At 64.4% G+C, this 19366-nt stretch carries 16 protein-coding genes; 6 read left to right on the plus strand and 10 right to left on the minus strand.

Annotation, left to right across the window (positions count from 1 at the left end; all coding sequences use genetic code 11):
- Nucleotides 1-8: 8 nt before the first annotated feature.
- The 4 genes from yidC to rpmH form a co-directional block, all read right to left on the minus strand.
- A complete protein-coding gene (gene yidC / locus ACLIMP_RS01415; protein ID WP_324697043.1) occupies nucleotides 9-1778 on the minus strand; it encodes a membrane protein insertase YidC in 1770 nt (589 codons plus the stop codon).
- A 59-nt stretch (nucleotides 1779-1837) separates the two neighbouring features.
- A complete protein-coding gene (gene yidD, locus ACLIMP_RS01420) occupies nucleotides 1838-2083 on the minus strand; it encodes a membrane protein insertion efficiency factor YidD (RefSeq protein WP_420719849.1) in 246 nt (81 codons plus the stop codon).
- Nucleotides 2080-2463 (minus strand): ribonuclease P protein component, encoded by a 384-nt coding sequence (gene rnpA, locus ACLIMP_RS01425; protein WP_054439403.1) that lies wholly within the window; start codon nucleotides 2461-2463, stop codon nucleotides 2080-2082. The genes yidD and rnpA overlap by 4 nt, the downstream gene beginning before the upstream one ends.
- 165 nt (nucleotides 2464-2628) lie before the next feature.
- The gene (gene rpmH / locus ACLIMP_RS01430; protein WP_021233512.1) at nucleotides 2629-2763 is read right to left on the minus strand and encodes a 50S ribosomal protein L34; all 135 of its coding nucleotides are present in this window, start codon (nucleotides 2761-2763) and stop codon (nucleotides 2629-2631) included.
- Between the two features lie 276 nt (nucleotides 2764-3039).
- On the opposite strand from rpmH, the gene ACLIMP_RS01435 reads away from it, so the two are divergent.
- A complete protein-coding gene (locus ACLIMP_RS01435) occupies nucleotides 3040-3279 on the plus strand; it encodes a hypothetical protein (RefSeq protein WP_324697047.1) in 240 nt (79 codons plus the stop codon).
- On the opposite strand, the gene ACLIMP_RS01440 is transcribed toward ACLIMP_RS01435, so the two are convergent.
- Together ACLIMP_RS01440 and ACLIMP_RS01445 are read right to left on the minus strand one after the other, a co-directional pair.
- On the minus strand, nucleotides 3276-4370 hold the full coding sequence (locus tag ACLIMP_RS01440) for an acyltransferase family protein (RefSeq protein WP_185998525.1): 1095 nt from the start codon (nucleotides 4368-4370) through the stop codon (nucleotides 3276-3278). The genes ACLIMP_RS01435 and ACLIMP_RS01440 overlap by 4 nt on opposite strands.
- Before the next feature lie 172 nt (nucleotides 4371-4542).
- Nucleotides 4543-5283: an alpha/beta hydrolase gene (locus ACLIMP_RS01445; RefSeq protein ID WP_132469171.1), complete on the minus strand. Its 741-nt coding sequence runs from the start codon at nucleotides 5281-5283 to the stop codon at nucleotides 4543-4545.
- Nucleotides 5284-5435: 152 nt separating this feature from the next.
- Here ACLIMP_RS01445 and ACLIMP_RS01450 point away from each other — a divergent pair, with 152 nt between their 5' ends.
- Complete coding sequence (locus ACLIMP_RS01450; RefSeq protein WP_443478006.1) at nucleotides 5436-6944, plus strand: YifB family Mg chelatase-like AAA ATPase; 1509 nt, start codon at nucleotides 5436-5438, stop codon at nucleotides 6942-6944.
- Nucleotides 6945-7083: 139 nt separating this feature from the next.
- On the opposite strand, the gene ACLIMP_RS01455 is transcribed toward ACLIMP_RS01450, so the two are convergent.
- The 4 genes from ACLIMP_RS01455 to ACLIMP_RS01470 all read right to left on the minus strand — a co-directional run bounded on the left by ACLIMP_RS01455 (nucleotide 7084) and on the right by ACLIMP_RS01470 (nucleotide 11298).
- Entirely contained in the window at nucleotides 7084-7851 is a 768-nt protein-coding gene (locus ACLIMP_RS01455; protein ID WP_054439395.1) for an enoyl-CoA hydratase/isomerase family protein, read from the minus strand.
- A gap of 1 nt (nucleotide 7852) precedes the next feature.
- Entirely contained in the window at nucleotides 7853-9124 is a 1272-nt protein-coding gene (locus tag ACLIMP_RS01460) for an acetyl-CoA hydrolase/transferase family protein (RefSeq protein WP_324697050.1), read from the minus strand.
- Nucleotide 9125: 1 nt separating this feature from the next.
- Nucleotides 9126-10016 carry an HpcH/HpaI aldolase/citrate lyase family protein gene (locus ACLIMP_RS01465; RefSeq protein ID WP_324697052.1) on the minus strand — a complete coding sequence of 297 codons (891 nt, stop codon included), beginning with the start codon at nucleotides 10014-10016 and terminating at the stop codon, nucleotides 9126-9128.
- Between the two features lie 115 nt (nucleotides 10017-10131).
- Nucleotides 10132-11298, minus strand: a complete 1167-nt coding sequence (locus tag ACLIMP_RS01470) for an acyl-CoA dehydrogenase family protein (RefSeq protein WP_132469173.1) — start codon at nucleotides 11296-11298, stop codon at nucleotides 10132-10134.
- A gap of 150 nt (nucleotides 11299-11448) precedes the next feature.
- On the opposite strand from ACLIMP_RS01470, the gene ACLIMP_RS01475 reads away from it, so the two are divergent.
- From ACLIMP_RS01475 to ACLIMP_RS01490, 4 genes are all read left to right on the plus strand, one after another.
- Nucleotides 11449-12675, plus strand: a complete 1227-nt coding sequence (locus ACLIMP_RS01475; RefSeq protein ID WP_054439392.1) for a CaiB/BaiF CoA transferase family protein — start codon at nucleotides 11449-11451, stop codon at nucleotides 12673-12675.
- 141 nt (nucleotides 12676-12816) lie between these two features.
- A complete protein-coding gene (locus ACLIMP_RS01480) occupies nucleotides 12817-14592 on the plus strand; it encodes a thiamine pyrophosphate-binding protein (protein WP_324697055.1) in 1776 nt (591 codons plus the stop codon).
- A gap of 95 nt (nucleotides 14593-14687) precedes the next feature.
- On the plus strand, nucleotides 14688-16109 hold the full coding sequence (locus tag ACLIMP_RS01485) for an aldehyde dehydrogenase family protein (RefSeq protein ID WP_324697057.1): 1422 nt from the start codon (nucleotides 14688-14690) through the stop codon (nucleotides 16107-16109).
- 225 nt (nucleotides 16110-16334) lie between these two features.
- Complete coding sequence (locus ACLIMP_RS01490) at nucleotides 16335-19313, plus strand: TonB-dependent receptor plug domain-containing protein (protein WP_324697059.1); 2979 nt, start codon at nucleotides 16335-16337, stop codon at nucleotides 19311-19313.
- Nucleotides 19314-19366: the final 53 nt, after the last annotated feature.

Raw genomic sequence — 19366 nt, forward strand, 5'->3', positions numbered from 1 at the left:
GATGTGTCTCAGGCCTTGCTCTTGCCGCGCTCTGAGGCGCGCGCCTTGTCCTGCGCTTCCTTCTCGGCCATCGCCTTGAGCTGCGGATGGCGGCTGTAAAGGAACTTCTGCTGGGCGATGGTCAGCAGGTTCGAGGTAATCCAGTAGACCAGCAGGCCCGAGGCGAACGGCGCCATCACGAACATCATGAACCAGGGCATGAGCGCGAAGACCTGCTGCTGCGCCGGGTCCATCTGGGCCGGGTTCAGCTTGAACTGCAGGTACATCGTCACGCCGAGCAGCAGGGCGAGCACGCCGATCGCCAGGAAGCTCGGCGGATCGAACGGCAGCAGGCCGAACAGGTTGAGGATGTGGAGCGGATCGGGCGCCGAAAGGTCCTTGATCCAGAACACAAAGGGCTGGTGGCGCATCTCGATCGCGAGGATCAGCGTCTTGTAGAGCGCGAAGAACACCGGGATCTGGAGGAACATCGGCAGGCAGCCGGCGAGCGGGTTCACCTTCTCCTGCTTGTAGAGCGCCATGATCTCAAGCTGCTGCTTCTGCTTATCGTCCTTGTAGCGCTCCTGGATCGCCTTCATCTTCGGCTGGATCGCGCGCATCGCGGCCATCGAGGCGAAGCCGCGCTGGGCGACCGGGAACATGATGCCGCGCACGATGGCGGTCAGCAGGATGATGGCGACGCCAAAGTTGCCGACGAGCTTGAACAGCGAGGTGAGCAGCCAGAAGATCGGCTTCTCGAACCAGCGGAACCAGCCCCAGTCGATCGACAGGCCGAAGTTGGGGATGCCCGCCTTTTCATAGGCGTCGAGCACATTGTGCTCCTTGGCGCCCGCGAAGAGCTTGGTCGTCACCGCCAGGCGCTGGCCGGGCTGGACGATCTTCTGGTCGTAGACGAGATCGGCGCGGAAAATCTGATTGCCGAGCGAGCGGAAAGTGCCCTTTGCGGCGGTGTTGACCGGGGCGAGTGCCGACATCCAGTAGACGTCGGTGAAGCCGAGCCAGTCGGCCTTGCCCGCCTGATCGATATTGCCGGCGCTGACGACATCCTTGTAATTGGTGCCGAACGTCACGGAGCCGTCGAACGCGCCGATCGGGCCGGAATGGACGTTCCAGGTATCGAGGCTGGCCGTACGGTCAGTGCGGTTGACGACGCCAAAGGCCTGAAGCGTAACGGGCGCCGGGCCCTTGTTCGCCACCGCCTGATCGACGGTGATGAGATAGTTGTCGTCGATCCTGTACGTCAGCGTGAAGAGCTGGCCCGCACCGTTATCCCACGTCAGGGTTACGGGCGTGGCCGGCGTCAGCCGTGCGCCGGCAGGCGCCGTCCACACGATCGGAGTGTCGAGACCCGGCGCCTTCACGCCCTGCCCAACCCAGCCGAAACGCGCAAACTGCTGCGCGGGAGTGCCGGCGGGCGAATAGATGCGGACGGGGCCCGAATCCTTCTTCACCGTTTCCCGGTGACGGTTGATGACCAGGTCATCGACAACGCCGCCGTTGAGATTGATCGAACCCGACAGGCCGGGCGCCGCGATCGGCACGCGGTTGCCGCCGGTCAGCGCGGTCTTGAGGTCCTGCTGCTCCAGCGCGACTTCGCCCGAATCGGTGAGGCCGCCTTCGCGGGTCGGCTTGCCGGTGCTGCCCGCGGTCGGAGTGGCCTGCTCGACCGGCTGGGGCTTGTTCGCCTGCGGGTAGAAATACCCGACCCCGGCCTCCCAGCCGAAGAGCACGAGCGCGGTCAGGACGACCGCCAGGATGATGTTGCGCTGCTTATCCACGAAGGCTTTTCCTGTCGTATTCGCGTCGGCGGCAGCGCCTGTGGCTGCCTCGATTTCATTCAGTCGGGGACGGGATCGTAGCCGTGCCCACCCCACGGTTGGCAGCGCAATAGACGCTTGAACGCCAGCCAGCCACCCTTAATCGCACCATGCTTGCCCACGGCCTCGATCGCATACTGCGAGCATGACGGAGCATAGCGGCAGGTCGGCGGCATGACGCGGGAAGGGCCGAGCTGCCAGGCGCGTGCGATGAAAATCAGCACGATTCCCGGCAGGGAAAAGAGGAAGGCCAGAGCGCGCTTCACCGCTTGCCCCTGCGAGGTCCGCCCTTGCGGCGAGGCGGATCGCCCTTGCCGGCTTCGGCCCGCGTCAATGCAGCAAGCAGTTCCTCGCGAAGCAACGAAAAATCGCGCTCCACGCCGTTGTCGCGGCCGATCAGTACATGGTCGGTGTCGGCAAGGCCATGTTCGGGCAACATCTCGCGCAGCAGCGCCCGGAAGCGCCGCTTCATGCGGTTGCGCACGACGGCATTGCCGATCTTCTTGGTGACGGTGATACCCGCCCGCATACCCTGCCCGCCATTCGGCTTGGCAAGAAGCACGAATCCCGGCCGAGCGACTCGCAGGCCTGCATTGGCCGCAACAAAGTCGGCCCGCCTGGTCATCGTGGAGTAGGCACTGGTCATCGCGGTCACAGATAGGGTCGGCGATCGACGATCACAAACTACGCGCTGAAAAAAGCGCTGATTTGCAAACGGCGGCGGCCCGTGCCGCCATCCGAATCCCCGAAAGGTACGGGAACTCGGATGGCGACACGGGCCGTGCCGCATCCAGCCGTGAGGCTGAAAGACTTAGGCCGAAAGCTTCGAACGGCCGCGAGCGCGGCGCGCACGAAGCACCTTGCGGCCGCCGGCGGTCGCCGTGCGGGCGCGGAAGCCGTGACGGCGGGCGCGAACAAGGCGGCTGGGCTGGAAAGTGCGCTTCATGACGGTCCTCGAAATTCCAGTTACGGTCCCGAAGGACCTGAACAAAAGGCCACCCAGTGATGGATGACCACAAAACAGAAGGGCGCCGTTACTGGAGCGTGCCAGGAGAGTCAAGGCTAAGGCGCTTTCGGGCCCTGCCGGGAAGATGTCTGCGGCGATCTACTTGTACGATACTACCGATGGCCATGCCCGCCAATCCCGCGTCGAGCACGACAACCCGGCGGGACATGCTAGCATCAAGGCCCGGGAGAGGCCGAAAGAGGCAGGAGCAGAACGATGGCACAGGAAGACCGAATCGGCGCACTCGTAGGATGGTCGTCACGCAACCTCGGCCCGAACATCCTGCTGGAATTGCAGACCTTCGAAAAATCCGGCTGGGAATCGCACGAAGACCCCGAACATTCGCGAATCCTCATGACACGAAGCCAGGCCGCGGTACTCGCCAATCACCTGCTTCAGGTCAGCGGCACTCAGCAGCCCCGGCGCAAAGGCTGGCTTGGCTCTCTGTTCGACTAGGTAGCCACTTCCGATTCGGAACGTCGGGCTGCTTTCCCCAGCGTGCCGAACCTGGGCAGCCGCCGGGCCATTTCCAACAAGGGACGCTCCAAGGCGAAATGACTCGCCACGCCGAACAGGCATGCCAGCAGGACCACCGGCGGGACGAGGAGATATTGCGGGATAGCCGCCAGCGCCTCATGGCGGAGAGCCAGGCCATATCCCATCAGCACGAAGGTATGCGTAAGGTAGAGCGCATAAGATGCGTTCCCCATCGTCAGGAGAGCCTGGCCAAGCCCCCCTTTCACATGCCGCAAGGCAAGAAAGCCGGTAACGATCGCCAGCCCCGCCCCGCCCCAGGCCAGGACTCGCGGCAGTCCCTGCAATCCGTGCGTCGTCGCGTGCGATACGAACAGCGGCGCGGAATGCATGAGCGCGAATCCCGCACAGACGAGGATTGCCGGTGCGGCCCATCCCTGCCACCGGATCGCCGCATGGAATCGGGCGAGCCCGAGGCCGAACAGGAACTCGAGGGGAATCGGGTCCGTCAGGAACGCTCGCAGCGGACCGCCCGGCAAGGCATGCCCCACGCCCCAGAACACCACGATGAGGCCGCCCGTTCCGAACAACGCCAACCTGCGGGAACGCAGGGACAGGCAGGCGGCGAAGACCAGGTAGAAATAGACTTCATAGACAAGCGTCCAGGCCACGCCGATGATCGGCCGCCCGCCGGGCAGCAGGGCCAGAGCCATGGCGATATCGCCGCCGGTCAGGAATCGCTTCTGGAAGAAACCCATCGCCATGAGCGAAAGCATTGCCAGGCAAACCAGCCAGTAAAGCGGATAGATGCGGGTTGCGCGCCTTTGCAGGAAGTCCAGCGGGGAAGGTATCGCCTTGCCTGTCTGGAAGCTCGTATGAGCCATGATGAAGCCGCTGATGACGAAGAACACGTCGACTCCGCCCGCGCCGCCGGTCGTCAGCCAGTCCGGACTGAACGAGCCGGCCACGCCGTTGGACATTTCCAGTGCATGGTGCACCGTCACGGCAAGCGCTGCCAACGCCCTGGCGACCTGTAGACCGGCCAGCGTGTCCTGCGGCCGGTTCGTGGACACCGGGTTTCGTGTGCCCGGCACAACCCTGCCGACAATACTCATAAGATCGATCCGGCCACCGCGCTCGCCTCCCCGCCCGCGAAATCGGCCCGATCATGCTGTGAACTTCGCTTCTTCCTCAAAGGGAAGCAGGTCCATTATCGTTGCATCGCCCGAAAGCCTGCGCGCGGCGTCAGCTCTCGACGTGGTCCAGCCTGATCCAGCGGCCCATCTCCTCGGCGCCGAACCAGTGGGCGGATTCGAAAGGCACTGCATTGGTCATCGCGTAGAAGGCCTGAGCCTCGCCCATGCTCATGCCCATCTGCCGGTAATAGTCGAGGTAGCGCCGGTTTTCCGGCGCATCGGCGGCATAGTCCCCCGCCTCCCGGCCAGAATCGTCGATCCACGAGTGAACCGCGAACTCGGAGCCCGGATCGGCATAGCGCTGTACACCGGCCAGGAAGAGTTCGACTCCGCCCGAACGGACCGACCCGCCCGTCGGGACATGCGTGGCGATCCCCCGCTCCCGAATCATCCTTCCGAGCCTCAGGTTGGCGAGATCGTCCTCGGTTCCGGGGCATTCGATCATCTCGATTTCGGAGATGGCCGGATAATCGCGCAGAAGTGCGGCGAACTGCTGGGGGCTGCGAGAATCGGTGGCATCTATAAGCGCGACGTGCCTGCCGTCGATGACACGGAACGGGCCATATGCCGCAATGCCGGCAGGAATCGGGGCCGGCCCCACCTGCCAGAACTGGGACTCGCCGATTTCCACATCGTTGCCGCCCGGCTGGACCAGACGCTCACCGCCCGTGACGAATGCGTCCGCTCCGGTTTCAACCTGTTCGTAAGAAATCGTTGCCGCTTCCTGAGCCAGCAGGGGAGTGGCGGGAATCACGGAAGCCAGGGCAAGGATTACGGCCAGCAAGCGCATCCGGAATGAATGACGGCGAGGTACTTACGCAAGTCGTGAGGAATTAGGTTAAAACGCTGTAAGTCATGAATTACGCGCCGATCCATGGTCGACAGGACAGTCATGCAAGGCCATGAACGGGGGAACAGAAATAACGCTAAGGGCCCCTTCCATTGGTCGCACTCGTTTCGACCGTCGCGTACCTCGGACTTGAGGCTCGCGCGGTCGAAGTTCAATGTCAGGTAGCACCGGGAATGCCCGGGTTCGCCTTGGTTGGACTACCGGACAAGGCAGTGGGCGAAAGTCGCCAGCGTGTAAGCGCCGCGTTGACCGCGATGGGCCTTGCATTGCCGCCCAAGCGCATAACGATCAATCTTTCGCCCGCCGATCTGCCGAAGGAAGGCTCGCATTACGACCTGCCTATCGCGATGGCTCTGCTGGCCTCCATGGGCATCGTCGACAGCGAACAATTGGCAGACTTCGTCGCGGTCGGCGAACTCGCACTCGATGGCCGCGTGATCCCCTCACCCGGCGTATTGCTCGCCGCGCTCCACGCCAGCGAGCGGGACCTCGGCCTGATCTGCCCCGCCGCGCAGGGCAGCGAGGCGAGCTGGGCAAGTGGGGTGCACGTCGTGGCCACGCCGAACCTCATCAGCCTGCTCAATCACCTGAAGGGAACGCAGGTCCTGCCGCCGCCAGAACCCGGGCGTGCCGAGCCCCCCGTGCGCGGCCCCGATCTCAGGCAGGTAAAAGGGCAGGAGGTCGCCCGCCGCGCACTGGAAATCGCCGCTGCCGGCTCTCACAACCTGCTCATGAGCGGCCCTCCCGGCGCGGGCAAGTCACTGCTCGCCTCGTGTTTGCCCGGCATCCTCCCCGAACTGACAGCACCCGAGGCACTGGAAGTCTCGATGATCGCCTCGGTCGCCGGTATGCTGGAAGAAGGGCGGATCAGCCGTGCCCGCCCGTTCCGCTCGCCGCACCACTCCGCATCGATGGCGGCCTTGACCGGCGGCGGCCTCAAGGTCCGGCCCGGCGAGGTATCGATGGCACACCTGGGGGTGCTGTTCCTCGACGAACTACCAGAATTTCAGCGCGCGGTGCTGGATTCGCTTCGCCAGCCGCTCGAAACCGGCGAGGTTACCGTCGCGCGTGCCAACGCCCACGTAACCTACCCGGCCCGGGTCCAGCTCATCGCCGCCATGAACCCCTGCCGCTGCGGCTACCTCAGCGATCCATCGCTGGCCTGTTCACGCGTGCCCAAATGCGCCGCCGACTACCAGAGCAAGGTCTCCGGTCCGCTGCTGGACCGTATCGACCTCCATGTCGAAGTCGACCCGGTGCGCGCGGTGGATCTCGCCCTGCCTCCGCCGAAGGAAGGCAGCGCCGAAGTGGCCGCGCGCGTGGCCCGCGCCCGCGCCGTCCAGACCGCGCGGCTCGAAGGCACCGGACTCCGCACCAATGCCGAACTCGACGGCGCGTTTCTCGAAACCCATGCCACGCCGGACGAACCGGGCCGCAAGCTGCTGATGCAGGCCGCCGAGGCCATGCGCCTTTCCGCGCGAGGCTACACGCGCATTCTGCGAGTGGCGCGAACCATCGCCGACCTCGACAGTGCAACTGAGGTTCAACGTGTTCATGTGGCGGAGGCGCTGAGCTACCGGAGGCGCCCTCCCGCCGGCTAGCATGATCGATGGGTTCCGGCGATCTGGCTGCGCAACACCGCGATGATCGTCGCACCCTCGGCGATAACCTAAGCTCGCGCCGCCCCGGTGCGGGAATTCTCCGCAAGGATGTGCGCCATCACGGCCGCAGCACCCTGATTCAGCGCCCCTGCCAGACCGGCTTGCGCTTTTCCGCGAAGGCGCGCGGGCCTTCCTGCGCATCGCGGGAATTATAGGTCTGCTCGTGCGCTGCGCGGGCGGCTTGCAAGGCAGCGGAGCGGCCCATCTCGGTCGCCAGCATGACCGTCTCGCGCGCAGCCTTTACCGACAGCGGCGCGCCTTCGAGCACCTCCCGCGCCAGTTCGATGGCGGCATCCAGTACCGTGCCCGGTTCGGCAAGGCGGTTGACGAGGCCGATCTCGTAAGCGCGCTGGGCAGTAATGGGCTTTCCGGTCAGCATGATCTCCATCATGATCCGCTGGGGGATCATGTGGATCAGCGGCGAGGCCCAGGGGCTGCCGCGTCCGACCTTCACCTCGGTAATCGCGAACTTCGCGTTCGTGCCGGCGACACACAGATCACAGGCCTGAGCGATCATCCAGCCGCCCGCGAAGGCATGGCCATTGACAGCGGCAATGGTCGGCTTGGTCAGTTCGATGGTGTCGTAAGGCAGCGCGTAAAGATCGCGCGGCGGCACCGCCATGCCGGTTTCGACCATCTCCTTCAGGTCGCCGCCCGCGCAGAAAGCCTTGTCGCCGCTGCCGGTGAGCACGGCGATGCGGGCGGAGGGATCGGCCTCGAACCTCGCCCACGCCTCTCGCAGCCCCTCGCGCACTTCGCGGCTTAGGCAATTGCGCTGTTCGGGGCGGTTGATGGTGATGACCGCGATACCGTCATCATGGACATCGTAGAGGACTGCTTGAGTCATGTTAGAAGCCCCTTTTCTCGATCTCGTGGGCGGTGCGCGACAGGTCTTCGCGGAAGTCGGGATGGGCGATGGCGACCAGCCGCTTCGCGCGTTCGGCCAGGGTCTGGCCCTTGAGCTGCGCCGCGCCGTATTCGGTGACGATGACGTCAACCTCGGTCCGTGCGGTGGTGACGGGGCCAGAGAGGGCGGGGACGATCTTGCTCAGCGTGCCGCCCTTCGCGGTGGAGGCCAGCACGATCAGCGAGGCGCCGCCCGGCACGCGCGATCCGGCGCGCACGAAATCGACCTGCCCGCCGGTTCCACCGAGATAGGTCGCGCCCGATTGCTCGGCATTGACCTGCCCGGTGATGTCCACTTCCAGCGCGGAGTTAATCGTCACCAGCCGGGTAAGCTGGATGATCGGCTTCACCCCGTGGGTATAGCTGCTGGGGGCCATGCGGATCGCCGGATTGTGCGCAGCCCAGTCATAGAGCCGCCGCGTTCCGATCAGTGCGCCGTTGATCGAGACGCCCCGGTCGATCTCCTTGCGGGCATTGGTCAGCACGCCGGCTTCGGCAAGGTCGACAAGGCCATCGCCTAGCATGCCCGAATGAACGCCAAGGTCGCGGCGGTCGTGCAGCAGGCGCAGGATCGCGTCCGGCACCGCGCCCACGCCCGTCTGCAGCACCGCGCCGTCACCGATGAATTCGGCGCAGTGGCGGGCGATGGCTTCGTCGGTGGGGCCGATCTTCGCGGGGGCGACTTCCACGGGCGCACGACTGACGTGGACGGCCACGTCGATCAACGCGCCGGGGATCGTCTCGCCCGGAACGTAAGGCACCTGCTCGTTGACTTCGGCGATCACGAGGCGCGCCTTGTCCACCGCCGCGCGCACGTAGTCGGAGATCAGGCCGCAGCTGTGATTGCCTTGCCCATCGGCGGGGCTGACCTGGATCATCGCCACGTCGCAGGGCATGATTCCCGCCTCGATCAGGCAGGCGACCTGGCTGACGTGGACGGGGATGACGTCCAGCGCATTTGCCTTGGTCATGCTCCGCAGCGCGCCGATCGCGCCCATGCTGGAGAGGCGGAAGGCGCGCGCGCTTTCGGGGGTGAACAGGCCGGAAAAGCTGGTGGCGATGAAGGCGTGGAGGCCGCCAATGGCCTCGCCCTGTTCGATCAGCGCCTGCACCAGCGCGGTCGGCTCGCCGCAGGCCTGGCCGAACACCACGCGGTCGCCCGGTTTCAGGAACCGCGAGAGGTCGAGCTGGGATGCGGCAAGCCGAAGCGTCATCTTACAGCTTCCCTGCCTGCCGCAGCAGCCGCTGCGCACGGGCGAGGTATGGGCGGTCAAGCATTCCGCCTTTCCAGCCGATGGCGCCGACACCCGGATTGGCGGCGAACACATCGACGATTTCCTGCGCCTCGGCGATCTCGGCCTCGGTGGGGGTGAATGCCTCGTTGATCACGGGTACCTGTGCCGGGTGGATCGCCATCATCCCGCGATAGCCGTCGCGGCGGACCTTCTCGGCGCGAGCCTTGAGCGCTTCCAGATCCTTGAAGTCGGCGCTGATCGTCTCGATCGCGGTGACGCCCGCGGTCGCCGCGCCCAGCACGGTCAGGCTACGGGCCAGTTCGTAGGTAAAGGAATACGATCCGTCCGCATTGCGGTTGGAGGATGCGCCGATGGAATCGGCCAGATCTTCAGCGCCCCAGGTCAGCGCCACCACGCGCGGAGCGCCCTTGTAGTCGCCGGTGTGGAACATCGCCTCGGCCGTTTCGGTGATCAGCACGATTACCGGGGTCGATCCCTGTTCGATGCCGCTGGCCACTTCCAGCGCTTCGAGATAGCGGTCCAGCGTCTCCACATCCTGCCGCCCGTAGACCTTGGGCAGCATGATCCCGCCGGGACGCGCAGGCATGACCGCCACGAGGTCCGCCAGCGTGTGCGGGCCGTCCATCGGGTTCACACGCACCCAGAGGCGGCCGCGCTGGCCGGGGTTGGCGGCGATGAAGTCATGCACCATCACCCGCGCGGCGGCCTTTGCATCGGTCGCGACGGCGTCTTCCAGGTCGATCAGGACGATGTCGGCCTCACCCTCCATGGCCTTGGTCATCTTCTTCTCGCTGTCGCCCGGCGCGAAGAGCCAGGAGCGGGCGGCGATAGGTTCGTGGGTTACGGGCATGTTCTCTCCAGTCGTCATCCCGGTGAAAGCCGGGATCGCGGGCGGCCATGCCCCGCGCTGCCGATTACGATCCCAGCTTTCGCTGGGATGACGGGCGTTCTCAAGTGGGCTTGCCTCAATAACTCTTGGGCAGTTCCAAAACCCTCTCGGCGATGAAGTTCATGATCTGGTGCGGGCTGACCGGGGCGATGCGCGGGATCATGACTTCGCGGAAGTAGCGCTCGACGTGATATTCCTGCGCATAGCCCATGCCGCCCATGCTCATCATCGCGGTCTGGCATGCCTCGTAACCGGCCTCGGCGGCGAGGTACTTGGCGCTGTTCGCCTCAACGCCGCAGTCGAGCCCCTTGTCGAACAGGGTCGCGGCCTTGAACACCATCAGGCTTGCCGCCTCCACCTGCATCCACGCCTTGGCCAGTGGATGCTGAATCCCCTGATTCTGGCCGATGGGTCGCCCGAATACCACGCGCTCGCGGGCGTAGCGCGAAGCGCGGTCGATGGCGACGCGGCCAAGGCCGGTGGCCTCGGCGCCCAGCAGCACGCGTTCAGGGTTGAGGCCCTTGAGGAGGATACGGAAGCCCTGCCCCTCCTCGCCGATGCGATCTTCCTCGGGAATGAAGAAATCGGTGATGAACATCATGTTCGAGCCCACCGCGTGGCGGCCCATCTTGGGGATGAGGCGCGTCTCGATCTTCTCTCGGTCAAGCTTGCAATAGAACAGGGTCAGGCCGTCGGTCTTCTTCTTGACCTCTTCCAGCGGCGTGGTGCGCGCGATCAGCAGCATGCGGTCGGCGACGTGGGCGTTGGTGATCCAGATCTTCTCACCGGTGACGCGGTAGCCGCCCGGCACACGCTCGGCGCGGGTCTTGAGGCTGGTGGTGTCGAGCCCGGTGTTCGGCTCGGTAACCGCGAAGCACATCTTCTCCTCGCCCGAAAGGATCGGCGGAATCATGCGCTGCTGCTGTTCCTCGGTGCCGAAAAGTATGACCGGTTCGAGGCCGAAGACGGGGCCGTGGATCGCCGAGGCGGCGGTCATGCCGCCGCCGCTTTCCGCCACCGCCTGCATCATCACCGCCGCTTCGGTAATGCCCAGCCCCGCGCCGCCCACACTTTCGGGCATGGCGACACCCAGCCAGCCGGCATCGGCCATCGACTTGTGGAACTCGTAAGGGAATTCGCCGCTGCGATCCTTTTCCAGCCAGTACTCGTCAGAGAACTGCGAACAGTGCCTGAGCACTGCTTCGCGGATATTCTGCTGGTCTTCGGTGAGTGCGAAATCCATCGGCTTTCCTCTTCCTTCTTGCCTGCCGGACTATCAGCGCCGCTCGAACCAGACAACCATCATCGTGCCGATATGCGTCCATCAAACGCAAATACGAATGGTTTTCGCTCCGGCGGTGCGCTACGGGAGGGAGGAGAGAAGGAGAGCACGATGGCGGGAGAGACGGGAATACAGGGCGAAGAACCGCCTCTCGGCCCCTTGGCGGGCATCCGCGTGGTCGATCTCACCAGCGTCGTCTTCGGGCCCTATGCCACGCAGATCATGGCGGACATGGGCGCGGAGGTCATCAAGATCGAGCCGCCCGCCGGCGACAACACCCGCTGGATCACCGAAGGCCCGGTGCCCGGCATGGGCGGCATCTACGTCAACGTGAATCGCGGCAAGCGCGGCCTGATGCTCGACTTGCGAACCGAAACGGATCGCGAGACTCTGCGCCGCCTGATCGCCACGGCGGACGTATTCATCCACTCGATGCGCGGCAGCGCGATCGCCAAGCTCGGCTTCGATTACGAAGCGGTACGCGCGATCCGCCCGGACATCATCTACACCAATTGTTACGGCTATTCGCGGCGCGGGCCTGAAGGCGACCGGCCCGCTTACGACGACACCATCCAGGCCGAGTGCGGCATTCCCCATGTGCAGGGGCTGATGAACGGCGAACCTGGCTATGTCGCCACGATCATGGCCGACAAGGTGGCGGGCCTTCACGCGCTTTATGCGACGATGATGGCACTGTTCCACCGCGAACGCACCGGGGGCAGAGGCGCCGGAGAGGGTCAGGAAGTCGAAGTCACCATGTTCGAGGCGATGACCTCGTTCATGCTGGTGGAGCATGCCAACGGCGCGATGTTCTCGCCGCCCACCACGCCCGCGCACTATCACCGCGCGGTCGAGCCCAACCGCCGCCCCTATCGCACCAGGGACGGCCACGTCGCCGCGCTCGTCTATAACGACAAGCACTGGGACGCTTTCATGGCGGCCGTGAACCCTCCCTGGGCGAGCGAGGAATTCTCGACTCTGGCCAAACGCGCGAAACAGATCGGACGCGTCTACGGTCTGCTGGGCGAGACTTTCCTTACCCGCACCACGCAGGAATGGCTGGAGACGCTGGAAGCGCTCCACATCCCCTGCGCGCCGCTGCGCTCCACCGACGCGCTTTTCGACAACGCGCACCTGAACGCAATCGGCTTCTTCGAAGAGGTCGAGACGCCGCAAGGCCCGGTGCGCTTTCCCGGCGTGCCCACGTGGTTTTCCGCGACGCCCGGCAAGGTGCGCGGCCCAGCGCCCGCGCTGGGGCAGGATAACGAAGCGGTGCTCAAGGAACTGGCCCCGGAGGCGCCCAGCGTCGCCGGGGCGATAGCAGTCGATTCGAAGTAAACAGTACTGTTGATTTCAACTGACAGCGTCCCGAGGCTTGGGCTAACCACCTGTTCAGGCCGTGCCTTGGGAGAGTGACCGGCAACCTGATTTCCCTCGCGAGATAGCGCGAAGAAAACGGATCGAGAGGAAGGCAAGACGATGTACGACGACCAACCCCAGGCTGAAGCACCCGTTTCGGCGCGCAAGGGCACCCCGGTTTACAAGCGCATTCTCGACCTGTTCGAGGCTGAGGGCATCAAGACCCTGTTCGGCATTCCCGATCCCAACTTCGTCCACTTGTTCCTGGAAGCGGAATCGCGCGGCTGGACCGTCGTTTCGCCGCACCACGAAGCGTCCGCCGGCCACATGGCCGCCGCCGCTGCCCGCATCACCGGCAAGCCGGCACTCTGCATCGGCACGCTCGGGCCGGGCATGGCGAACATGATGCCCGCGATCCAGTGCGCCAAGGTTGAGAACGATCCGGTGATCTTCATGGGCGGCCAGCGCGCCCGCATCACCGAGCGCCGCGTGCGTCGCGGCCGTATCCAGTTCGTCCGCCAGGAGCCGATGATCGAGGATTCGGTGAAGTTCTCCAGCTCCATCGAATATGCCGACCAGACCGACGAAATCATCCGCGAGGCGATCCGCGTCGCCATGTCGGGCACGCCGGGGCCGGCCTATATCGAATATCCCGCGCACGTCATTCTCGAAGAACTCGACCTGCCGCCGGTGCTGCCGCCGCATCGCTACCGCCTGACCATGCAGGGCGCCGATGGCGACCGCATTGCCGAAGCGGCCGAGATCATCCGCAATGCCAAGAACCCGGTGCTGCTGGTCGGCCACGGCGTCTACACCGCCAAGGCAGGCGCTTCGGTCAAGGAACTGGCCGAACTGATGCAGTGCCCGGTGATCCAGACCTCGGGCGGCACCTCGTTCATCGACGGGATCGAGGATCGCACTTTCCCCTACGGCTTCTCGGAAGCCTCGATCGACGCCGTTGTCGAAAGCGACTGCTGCGTGGCGCTCGCCACCGAACTGGGCGAGCCGAGCCACTACGGCCGCTGGCGCCACTGGGTGGACAACGAAGCCAATCGCAAGTGGATCTATGTTCAGCAGGACCCGACAGCGATCGGCGTCAACCGCCCGATCGACGTGCCGCTGGTGGGCGACGTCCGCGCCGTGGTGCCGCAGCTCGTCCGCGCGCTGAAGGACACCCCGCGCAAGGCTGCGCCGTCGCTGGCCGAATATATCCAGCGCGATGCCGATCAGCTTGTCGAACTGGCAGAAGAAGCCGCGACCAAGCCCGACGGCTCGACCGCGAAGATGCACACCAGCCAGTTCGTCACCGAAGCGACCAAGGCCTTCCCGAAGGACGGCATCCTGATCCGCGACGGCGGCGCCACGGTGATCTTCCAGTGGACCTACTCGCAGGCCAAGCCACATGACGTGATCTGGAACCAGAACTACGGCCACATCGGCACCGGCCTGCCCTATGCCACCGGCGCCATGCTCGCCGACCAGGCCGAAACCGGCAAGGTCCGCCCGGGCATGCTGCTCACCTCGGACTCTTCGTTCCTGTTCCACGTCGGCGAACTCGAAGTCGCTGTGCGCAAGAACCTGCCGCTGGTGATCGTGGTCGGCGTCGACTTCCAGTGGGGCCTCGAAGTGGGCGTCTACAAGCGCACCTTCGGCAAGGGCACCAAGGAAACCGGCGTGCACTGGTCCGACAAGGTCCGCTTCGACAAGATCGCCGAAGGCTTCGGCGCGGCGGGCGAATATGTCGAGAAGGCGGCGGACATCGGCCCGGCCATCCAGCGCGCTTACGAGCGTGGCGGTTGCACCGTGATCCACGTACCGATCGACCCGGCCGCGAACTCGGAGGAAATGCCGAACTATTCGGAATTCCGCACTTGGTACGCTGAGGGCACGCAGTAATTCCGAAACGCCGGAAAACACATGCAGACCTGAGCGAAACCGCCCCCTCTCAACCCGAGAGCGGGGCGGTTTTGGCTTGGGAACGGGAGAGAACGATGCGCAATTACACCCAGTTCTATATCGACGGTCGGTGGGTCGATCCCATCGCGCCGCGCACCGCACAAGTCGTCAACCCGGCGACCGAGGAAGTTTCCGGCACGATCTCGCTCGGCACCGCCGCCGATGTCGACAAGGCCGTCGCCGCCGCGCGCCGCGCCTTCGTCACGTTCGGTGAGACCAGCGCCAAGGAACGCCTCGACCTGCTCGAAGCGATCCTGGCCGAATACCTGAAGCGCGAAGCCGAACTGGGCGAGGCCGTCAGCGAAGAAATGGGCGCCCCGATGTCGCTCGCCTGCGGTTTCCACACGCTGCTGGGCAAGGGCCACCTCTCCACCGCGATCGAGGTGCTGAAGGAGTTCAAGTTCGAGGAACAGCGCGGCGTCACGCTGATCCGTAAGGAGCCGATCGGCGTCTGCGGCATGATCACGCCGTGGAACTGGCCGATGAACCAGACCTGCGTGAAGATCTTCCCGGCACTTGCCGCCGGTTGCACGATGATCCTCAAGCCGCCGCAACTCGCGCCGTATTCGGCCCAGATCCTTGCCGAAATCCTGCACGACGCGGGTGTTCCGGCGGGCGTGTTCAACATGGTGCAAGGCAAGGGCAGCGAGATCGGTACCGCACTCTCCACCCATGAGGACGTCGACATGATCTCCTTCACCGGCTCCGAGCCGGTGGGCGTGCAGATCCAGAAGGACGCCGCCGATACCGTCAAGCGCGTCGGCCTTGAACTGGGTGGCAAGAGCGCCTGGATCGTGCTCGACGATGCCTCGCTCGCCGCCAATGTCGCCGCCGCCACCGGCGGCATGATGGGCAATTCCGGCCAGACCTGCTCGGCCGGCTCGCGTCTGTTGGTGCCCAACGCGCGCATGGACGACGCCATCGCCGCCGCTACCGAGGCCGCGAACGGCGTGACCGTGGGCGATCCCAAGGGCAATTTCGCGATGGGCCCGGTCGTCTCGAAGAGCCAGTACGAGATCATCCAGGGCTATATCGAGAAGGGCATCGAGGAAGGCGCCAAGCTCATCGCCGGCGGCCCCGGCAAGCCGGATGGGCTCGACAAGGGCTACTACGTCAAGCCCACCGTGTTCGTCGGCACCAATGACATGGTGATCGCGCGGGAGGAAATCTTCGGCCCCGTCCTCGTCATCATCGGCTACGACGATGTGGATCATGCGGTGGCGATCGCCAACGATTCCAGCTTCGGCCTGGGCGGCTATGTCTCGGGCGAAGACCTCGACACCGCCCGCGCCGTCTCGCGACGGATGCGCACGGGTGCGATCTGGGTCAACGGCGGTTTCGATTTCCACGCACCCTTCGGCGGCTACAAGCGCTCCGGCAACGGCCGCGAATGGGGCGAGCACGGCTTCGCCGAATATCTCGAAGTAAAGTCGGTTGTGGGCTGGAACCCGGCCTGAACGTGACGGCCGGTGTGGTATTTTCCGTCGATCAGGATGTACCACATCGGCCATTAAATTGTTGCAATGTTACAACGCGTAACATGTATATTTCTGCCTCAGCAACATTTCGATTGCAGTTCCTCGGCGTATGGCCACGATTACCTACCTTCGCCCGGGCAATGTCCGGCGGGCCCTCGTAGAGCGGCAGGCAGAGCCGCCCAGGGAAATCGAAGGAACGCAAAAATGAAAAATCGCAAGGACAAGCTCCTCGGCATGGCTGCCATTCCGGCCTTGGCCCTCCTCCTGCCGCAGCACGCCATGGCGCAGGACTCCTCGCAAGCCGCCGATGAAGGCCCCGGTGAAGCCATCATCGTCACGGGTTCGCGCATCGCTCGCCCCGAGCTCGATGCCCCCAATCCCGTGACCGTGGTGACATCGAAGGACATCACCGACTCCGGCACGACCAACCTCACCGATTATCTGAAAACGATTCCCGCGCTCCAGGGCTCGCAGGGCTCTTACCAGAATGCCGGCGATCGTGCGGGTATCGGCGCCACCGGCCTCAACCTGCTGGACCTTCGCAATCTCGGCACCCAGCGCACCCTCGTGCTCATCGACGGCCGCCGCCAGGTCGCCTCGGTCGACGGCACGCAGTCGGTCGACATCAACACGATCCCCACCGACCTGATCGAACGTGTCGAAGTCCTGACCGGCGGCGCCTCGGCCATCTACGGTGCCGACGGCGTCTCGGGCGTCGTGAACTTCATCCAGAAGAAGGACTTCGAAGGCTTCAACGCCCGCGTCCAGACCGGCCTTTCGGAAAAGGGCGACGCCGGCCAGCGCCTCATCGCCCTCACCGCCGGTCACAACTTCGCAGGCGGCCGCGGCAATTTCGCCGTTGCCTGGGAGCACGGGGAGGAAGACCGCCTCAGCGTCCATTCGCGCAAATATCTCGACGGTGAAAACCGTGTCGGCTTCTATCTGAACCCCGACGACACCGAAACCGGCGGCAACAACAACGACGGTATTCCCGATTATATTCCGCTGCGCAACGTCCGTTACAACGACACCTCGCGCGAAGGTGGTATCGACGTCGACTTTGACGGCATTCCGGACTTCTACGGCTCGCAGGGCCTACCCTACGATCCTGGCTCCTATGTCCCGCTCTACTTCCAGCAGGGTGGTTCGGGCACGCTCGTTTCCGACTACGGCAACGATCTCCTGCCCGAGATCAAGCGCGACATCGTCAGCGCAGTCGCCCACTTCGACTTCAGCGACGCGTTCAAGCTCTATGCCGAAGGCAAGTACGCCCGCACGCGTTCCTACTCGGTCGGGCAGCCGACGTTCGACTATTACCTCCTCATCCCCGAGGACAACCCCTATATCCCGGCTGCGGTGCGCCCGTTCATGGACCCCGAGAACGGCGGCGTTCTCGTCAACCGCGACAACTTCGACTTCGGCCGTCGCGGCGAGGACATCACCCGCGAAACCCTGCGCGGCGTGATTGGTGCGCGCGGCGATATCAGTTCGAACCTGTCGTACGACCTGTCCTACGTCTATGGTCAGTCGAAGATCAAATCGCACTATACCAACAACATGATCACCGATCGCTACTATGCGGCGATCGATGCGGTGAGCGATGGCAATGGCGGCGTGACCTGCCGGGTGAACGTCGATCCCACCTGGACGCCCAACCAGCCCTACAACTACACCCGCAGCGAAATTCCGCCGACGACGTTCGCTCCCGGCGATTGCCTCCCGCTGAACCTGTTCGGTGAAAATGCGGCCGGAAACCGGGCGGCGCTGGATTGGATCATGGCCGACACCGTCGACCGTACCAAACTGACGCAGCACGTCGTCAGCGGCGCGATCACCGGCAATACCAAGGGTCTCTTCGAACTTCCCGGCGGCGCCATCGGCTTCGCCATCGGCGGCGAATATCGCAAGGAAAAGAGCAGCTTCGTTGCCGACGAACTGGCAGCGCAGGGCCTGACGTTCACCAACTCGCTGGGCAACACCAAGGGTTCGTTCGACGTCTGGGAAGCCTTTGCCGAAGTCGACGTGCCGATCCTGGCCGACATGCCGTTTGCCAAGCGCCTCGGCGTCAACGGCGCATTCCGCTATTCGGATTACTCCAGCATCGGCTCGACCAATGCCTGGAAGGTCGGTGGTGAATGGGCTCCTGTCCGTGACGTGACTATTCGCGGCACCTACTCGACCGCAGTTCGCGCGCCGAACATCAGCGAACTCTTCAGCCAGCAGTCCCAGACCTTCGAATTCATCGACGATCCCTGCGGCTCCGACTTCCTGCAGAATGGGACGCAGTATCGTGTCGACAACTGTCAGACGCTGCTGTCGTCGCTTGGCGTCGCGAATCCCTCGAATTACGACGACACCCGCAGCTCGAACATCTCCGGCTTCCAGGGCGGCAACCCCAACCTTCGGGAAGAAACCGCGAAGACCTGGACCGCCGGCATCGTGCTGCAGCCCTCATTCGTGCCGCGCCTGACGATCACGGCGGACTGGTATGACATCCGCATCAAGAACGCGATCCGCACTGTCGATCCGCAGACCGTTGCCGAACTGTGCGTCGATCAGGCCACGCTCGACAACCAATACTGCGATGCGATCACGCGCCAGAATGGTACCAACGGGATCGCCGATCCCGGCAACATCATCAGCTTCCTGGTCGGACCGCTGAACGTCGCGAATATCCGCACTGCCGGGCTGGACTTCCAGGTGAACTACACCATTCCCACCGACCAGCTTGGCACTTTCGGCACGCGCGTCGTCGGGAACTACCTGCACCGCCTCACCTCGGTGCCGATCCCGGGCGCTGACAAGGTGAACGACGCCTATGTCGCCGCCAACATCGCTCCCAAGTTCCAGATCACAACCGATCTGACCTGGGCAAAGGGTCCGTTCAGCCTCGACTGGCAGATCAACTACATGTCCAAGATGTACCGCTACGATCGCCAGACCGTGGCCAGCAACCCGGACATCGTTGCCCCGGAATATCTGAAGCTCAAGGAGCGCTTCTCGCATGACGTGAGCTTCTCCTACGATGTGGGCAAGCAGTTCACGATCTATGGCGGCGTGAACAACCTGTTCAACCAGAAGCCGGCGATCGGATCCCTGAACACGCCGATCAGCGCGGTCGGTCGCTACTTCTTCATGGGTGCGAAGGTTCAGTTGGCCGATCTCTTCGGCGGAGCGAACTGATAGCCCGCACATCCGTGCGGAAAAATGAAGGGCGGGGTCGCAAGATCCCGCCC

It is taken from the genome of Novosphingobium aeonii (genome assembly GCF_052279045.1).
In the GTDB taxonomy this organism is placed as follows: Bacteria; Pseudomonadota; Alphaproteobacteria; order Sphingomonadales; family Sphingomonadaceae; genus Novosphingobium.

Bases quoted from the DNA above. Each gene is read 5' to 3' on its own strand.
- rpmH (WP_021233512.1), bottom strand. From the start codon at position 2,763: ATGAAGCGCACTTTCCAGCCCAGCCGCCTTGTTCGCGCCCGCCGTCAC.
- ACLIMP_RS01455 (WP_054439395.1), bottom strand. From the start codon at position 7,851: ATGACTCAAGCAGTCCTCTACGATGTCCATGATGACGGTATCGCGGTC.
- ACLIMP_RS01465 (WP_324697052.1), bottom strand. From the start codon at position 10,016: ATGCCCGTAACCCACGAACCTATCGCCGCCCGCTCCTGGCTCTTCGCG.
- ACLIMP_RS01480 (WP_324697055.1), top strand. From the start codon at position 12,817: ATGTACGACGACCAACCCCAGGCTGAAGCACCCGTTTCGGCGCGCAAG.
- ACLIMP_RS01490 (WP_324697059.1), top strand. From the start codon at position 16,335: ATGAAAAATCGCAAGGACAAGCTCCTCGGCATGGCTGCCATTCCGGCC.
- ACLIMP_RS01460 (WP_324697050.1), bottom strand. From the start codon at position 9,124: ATGACGCTTCGGCTTGCCGCATCCCAGCTCGACCTCTCGCGGTTCCTG.
- ACLIMP_RS01445 (WP_132469171.1), bottom strand. From the start codon at position 5,283: ATGCGCTTGCTGGCCGTAATCCTTGCCCTGGCTTCCGTGATTCCCGCC.
- ACLIMP_RS01435 (WP_324697047.1), top strand. From the start codon at position 3,040: ATGGCACAGGAAGACCGAATCGGCGCACTCGTAGGATGGTCGTCACGC.
- ACLIMP_RS01475 (WP_054439392.1), top strand. From the start codon at position 11,449: ATGGCGGGAGAGACGGGAATACAGGGCGAAGAACCGCCTCTCGGCCCC.
- rnpA (WP_054439403.1), bottom strand. From the start codon at position 2,463: ATGACCAGTGCCTACTCCACGATGACCAGGCGGGCCGACTTTGTTGCG.
- ACLIMP_RS01470 (WP_132469173.1), bottom strand. From the start codon at position 11,298: ATGGATTTCGCACTCACCGAAGACCAGCAGAATATCCGCGAAGCAGTG.
- ACLIMP_RS01485 (WP_324697057.1), top strand. From the start codon at position 14,688: ATGCGCAATTACACCCAGTTCTATATCGACGGTCGGTGGGTCGATCCC.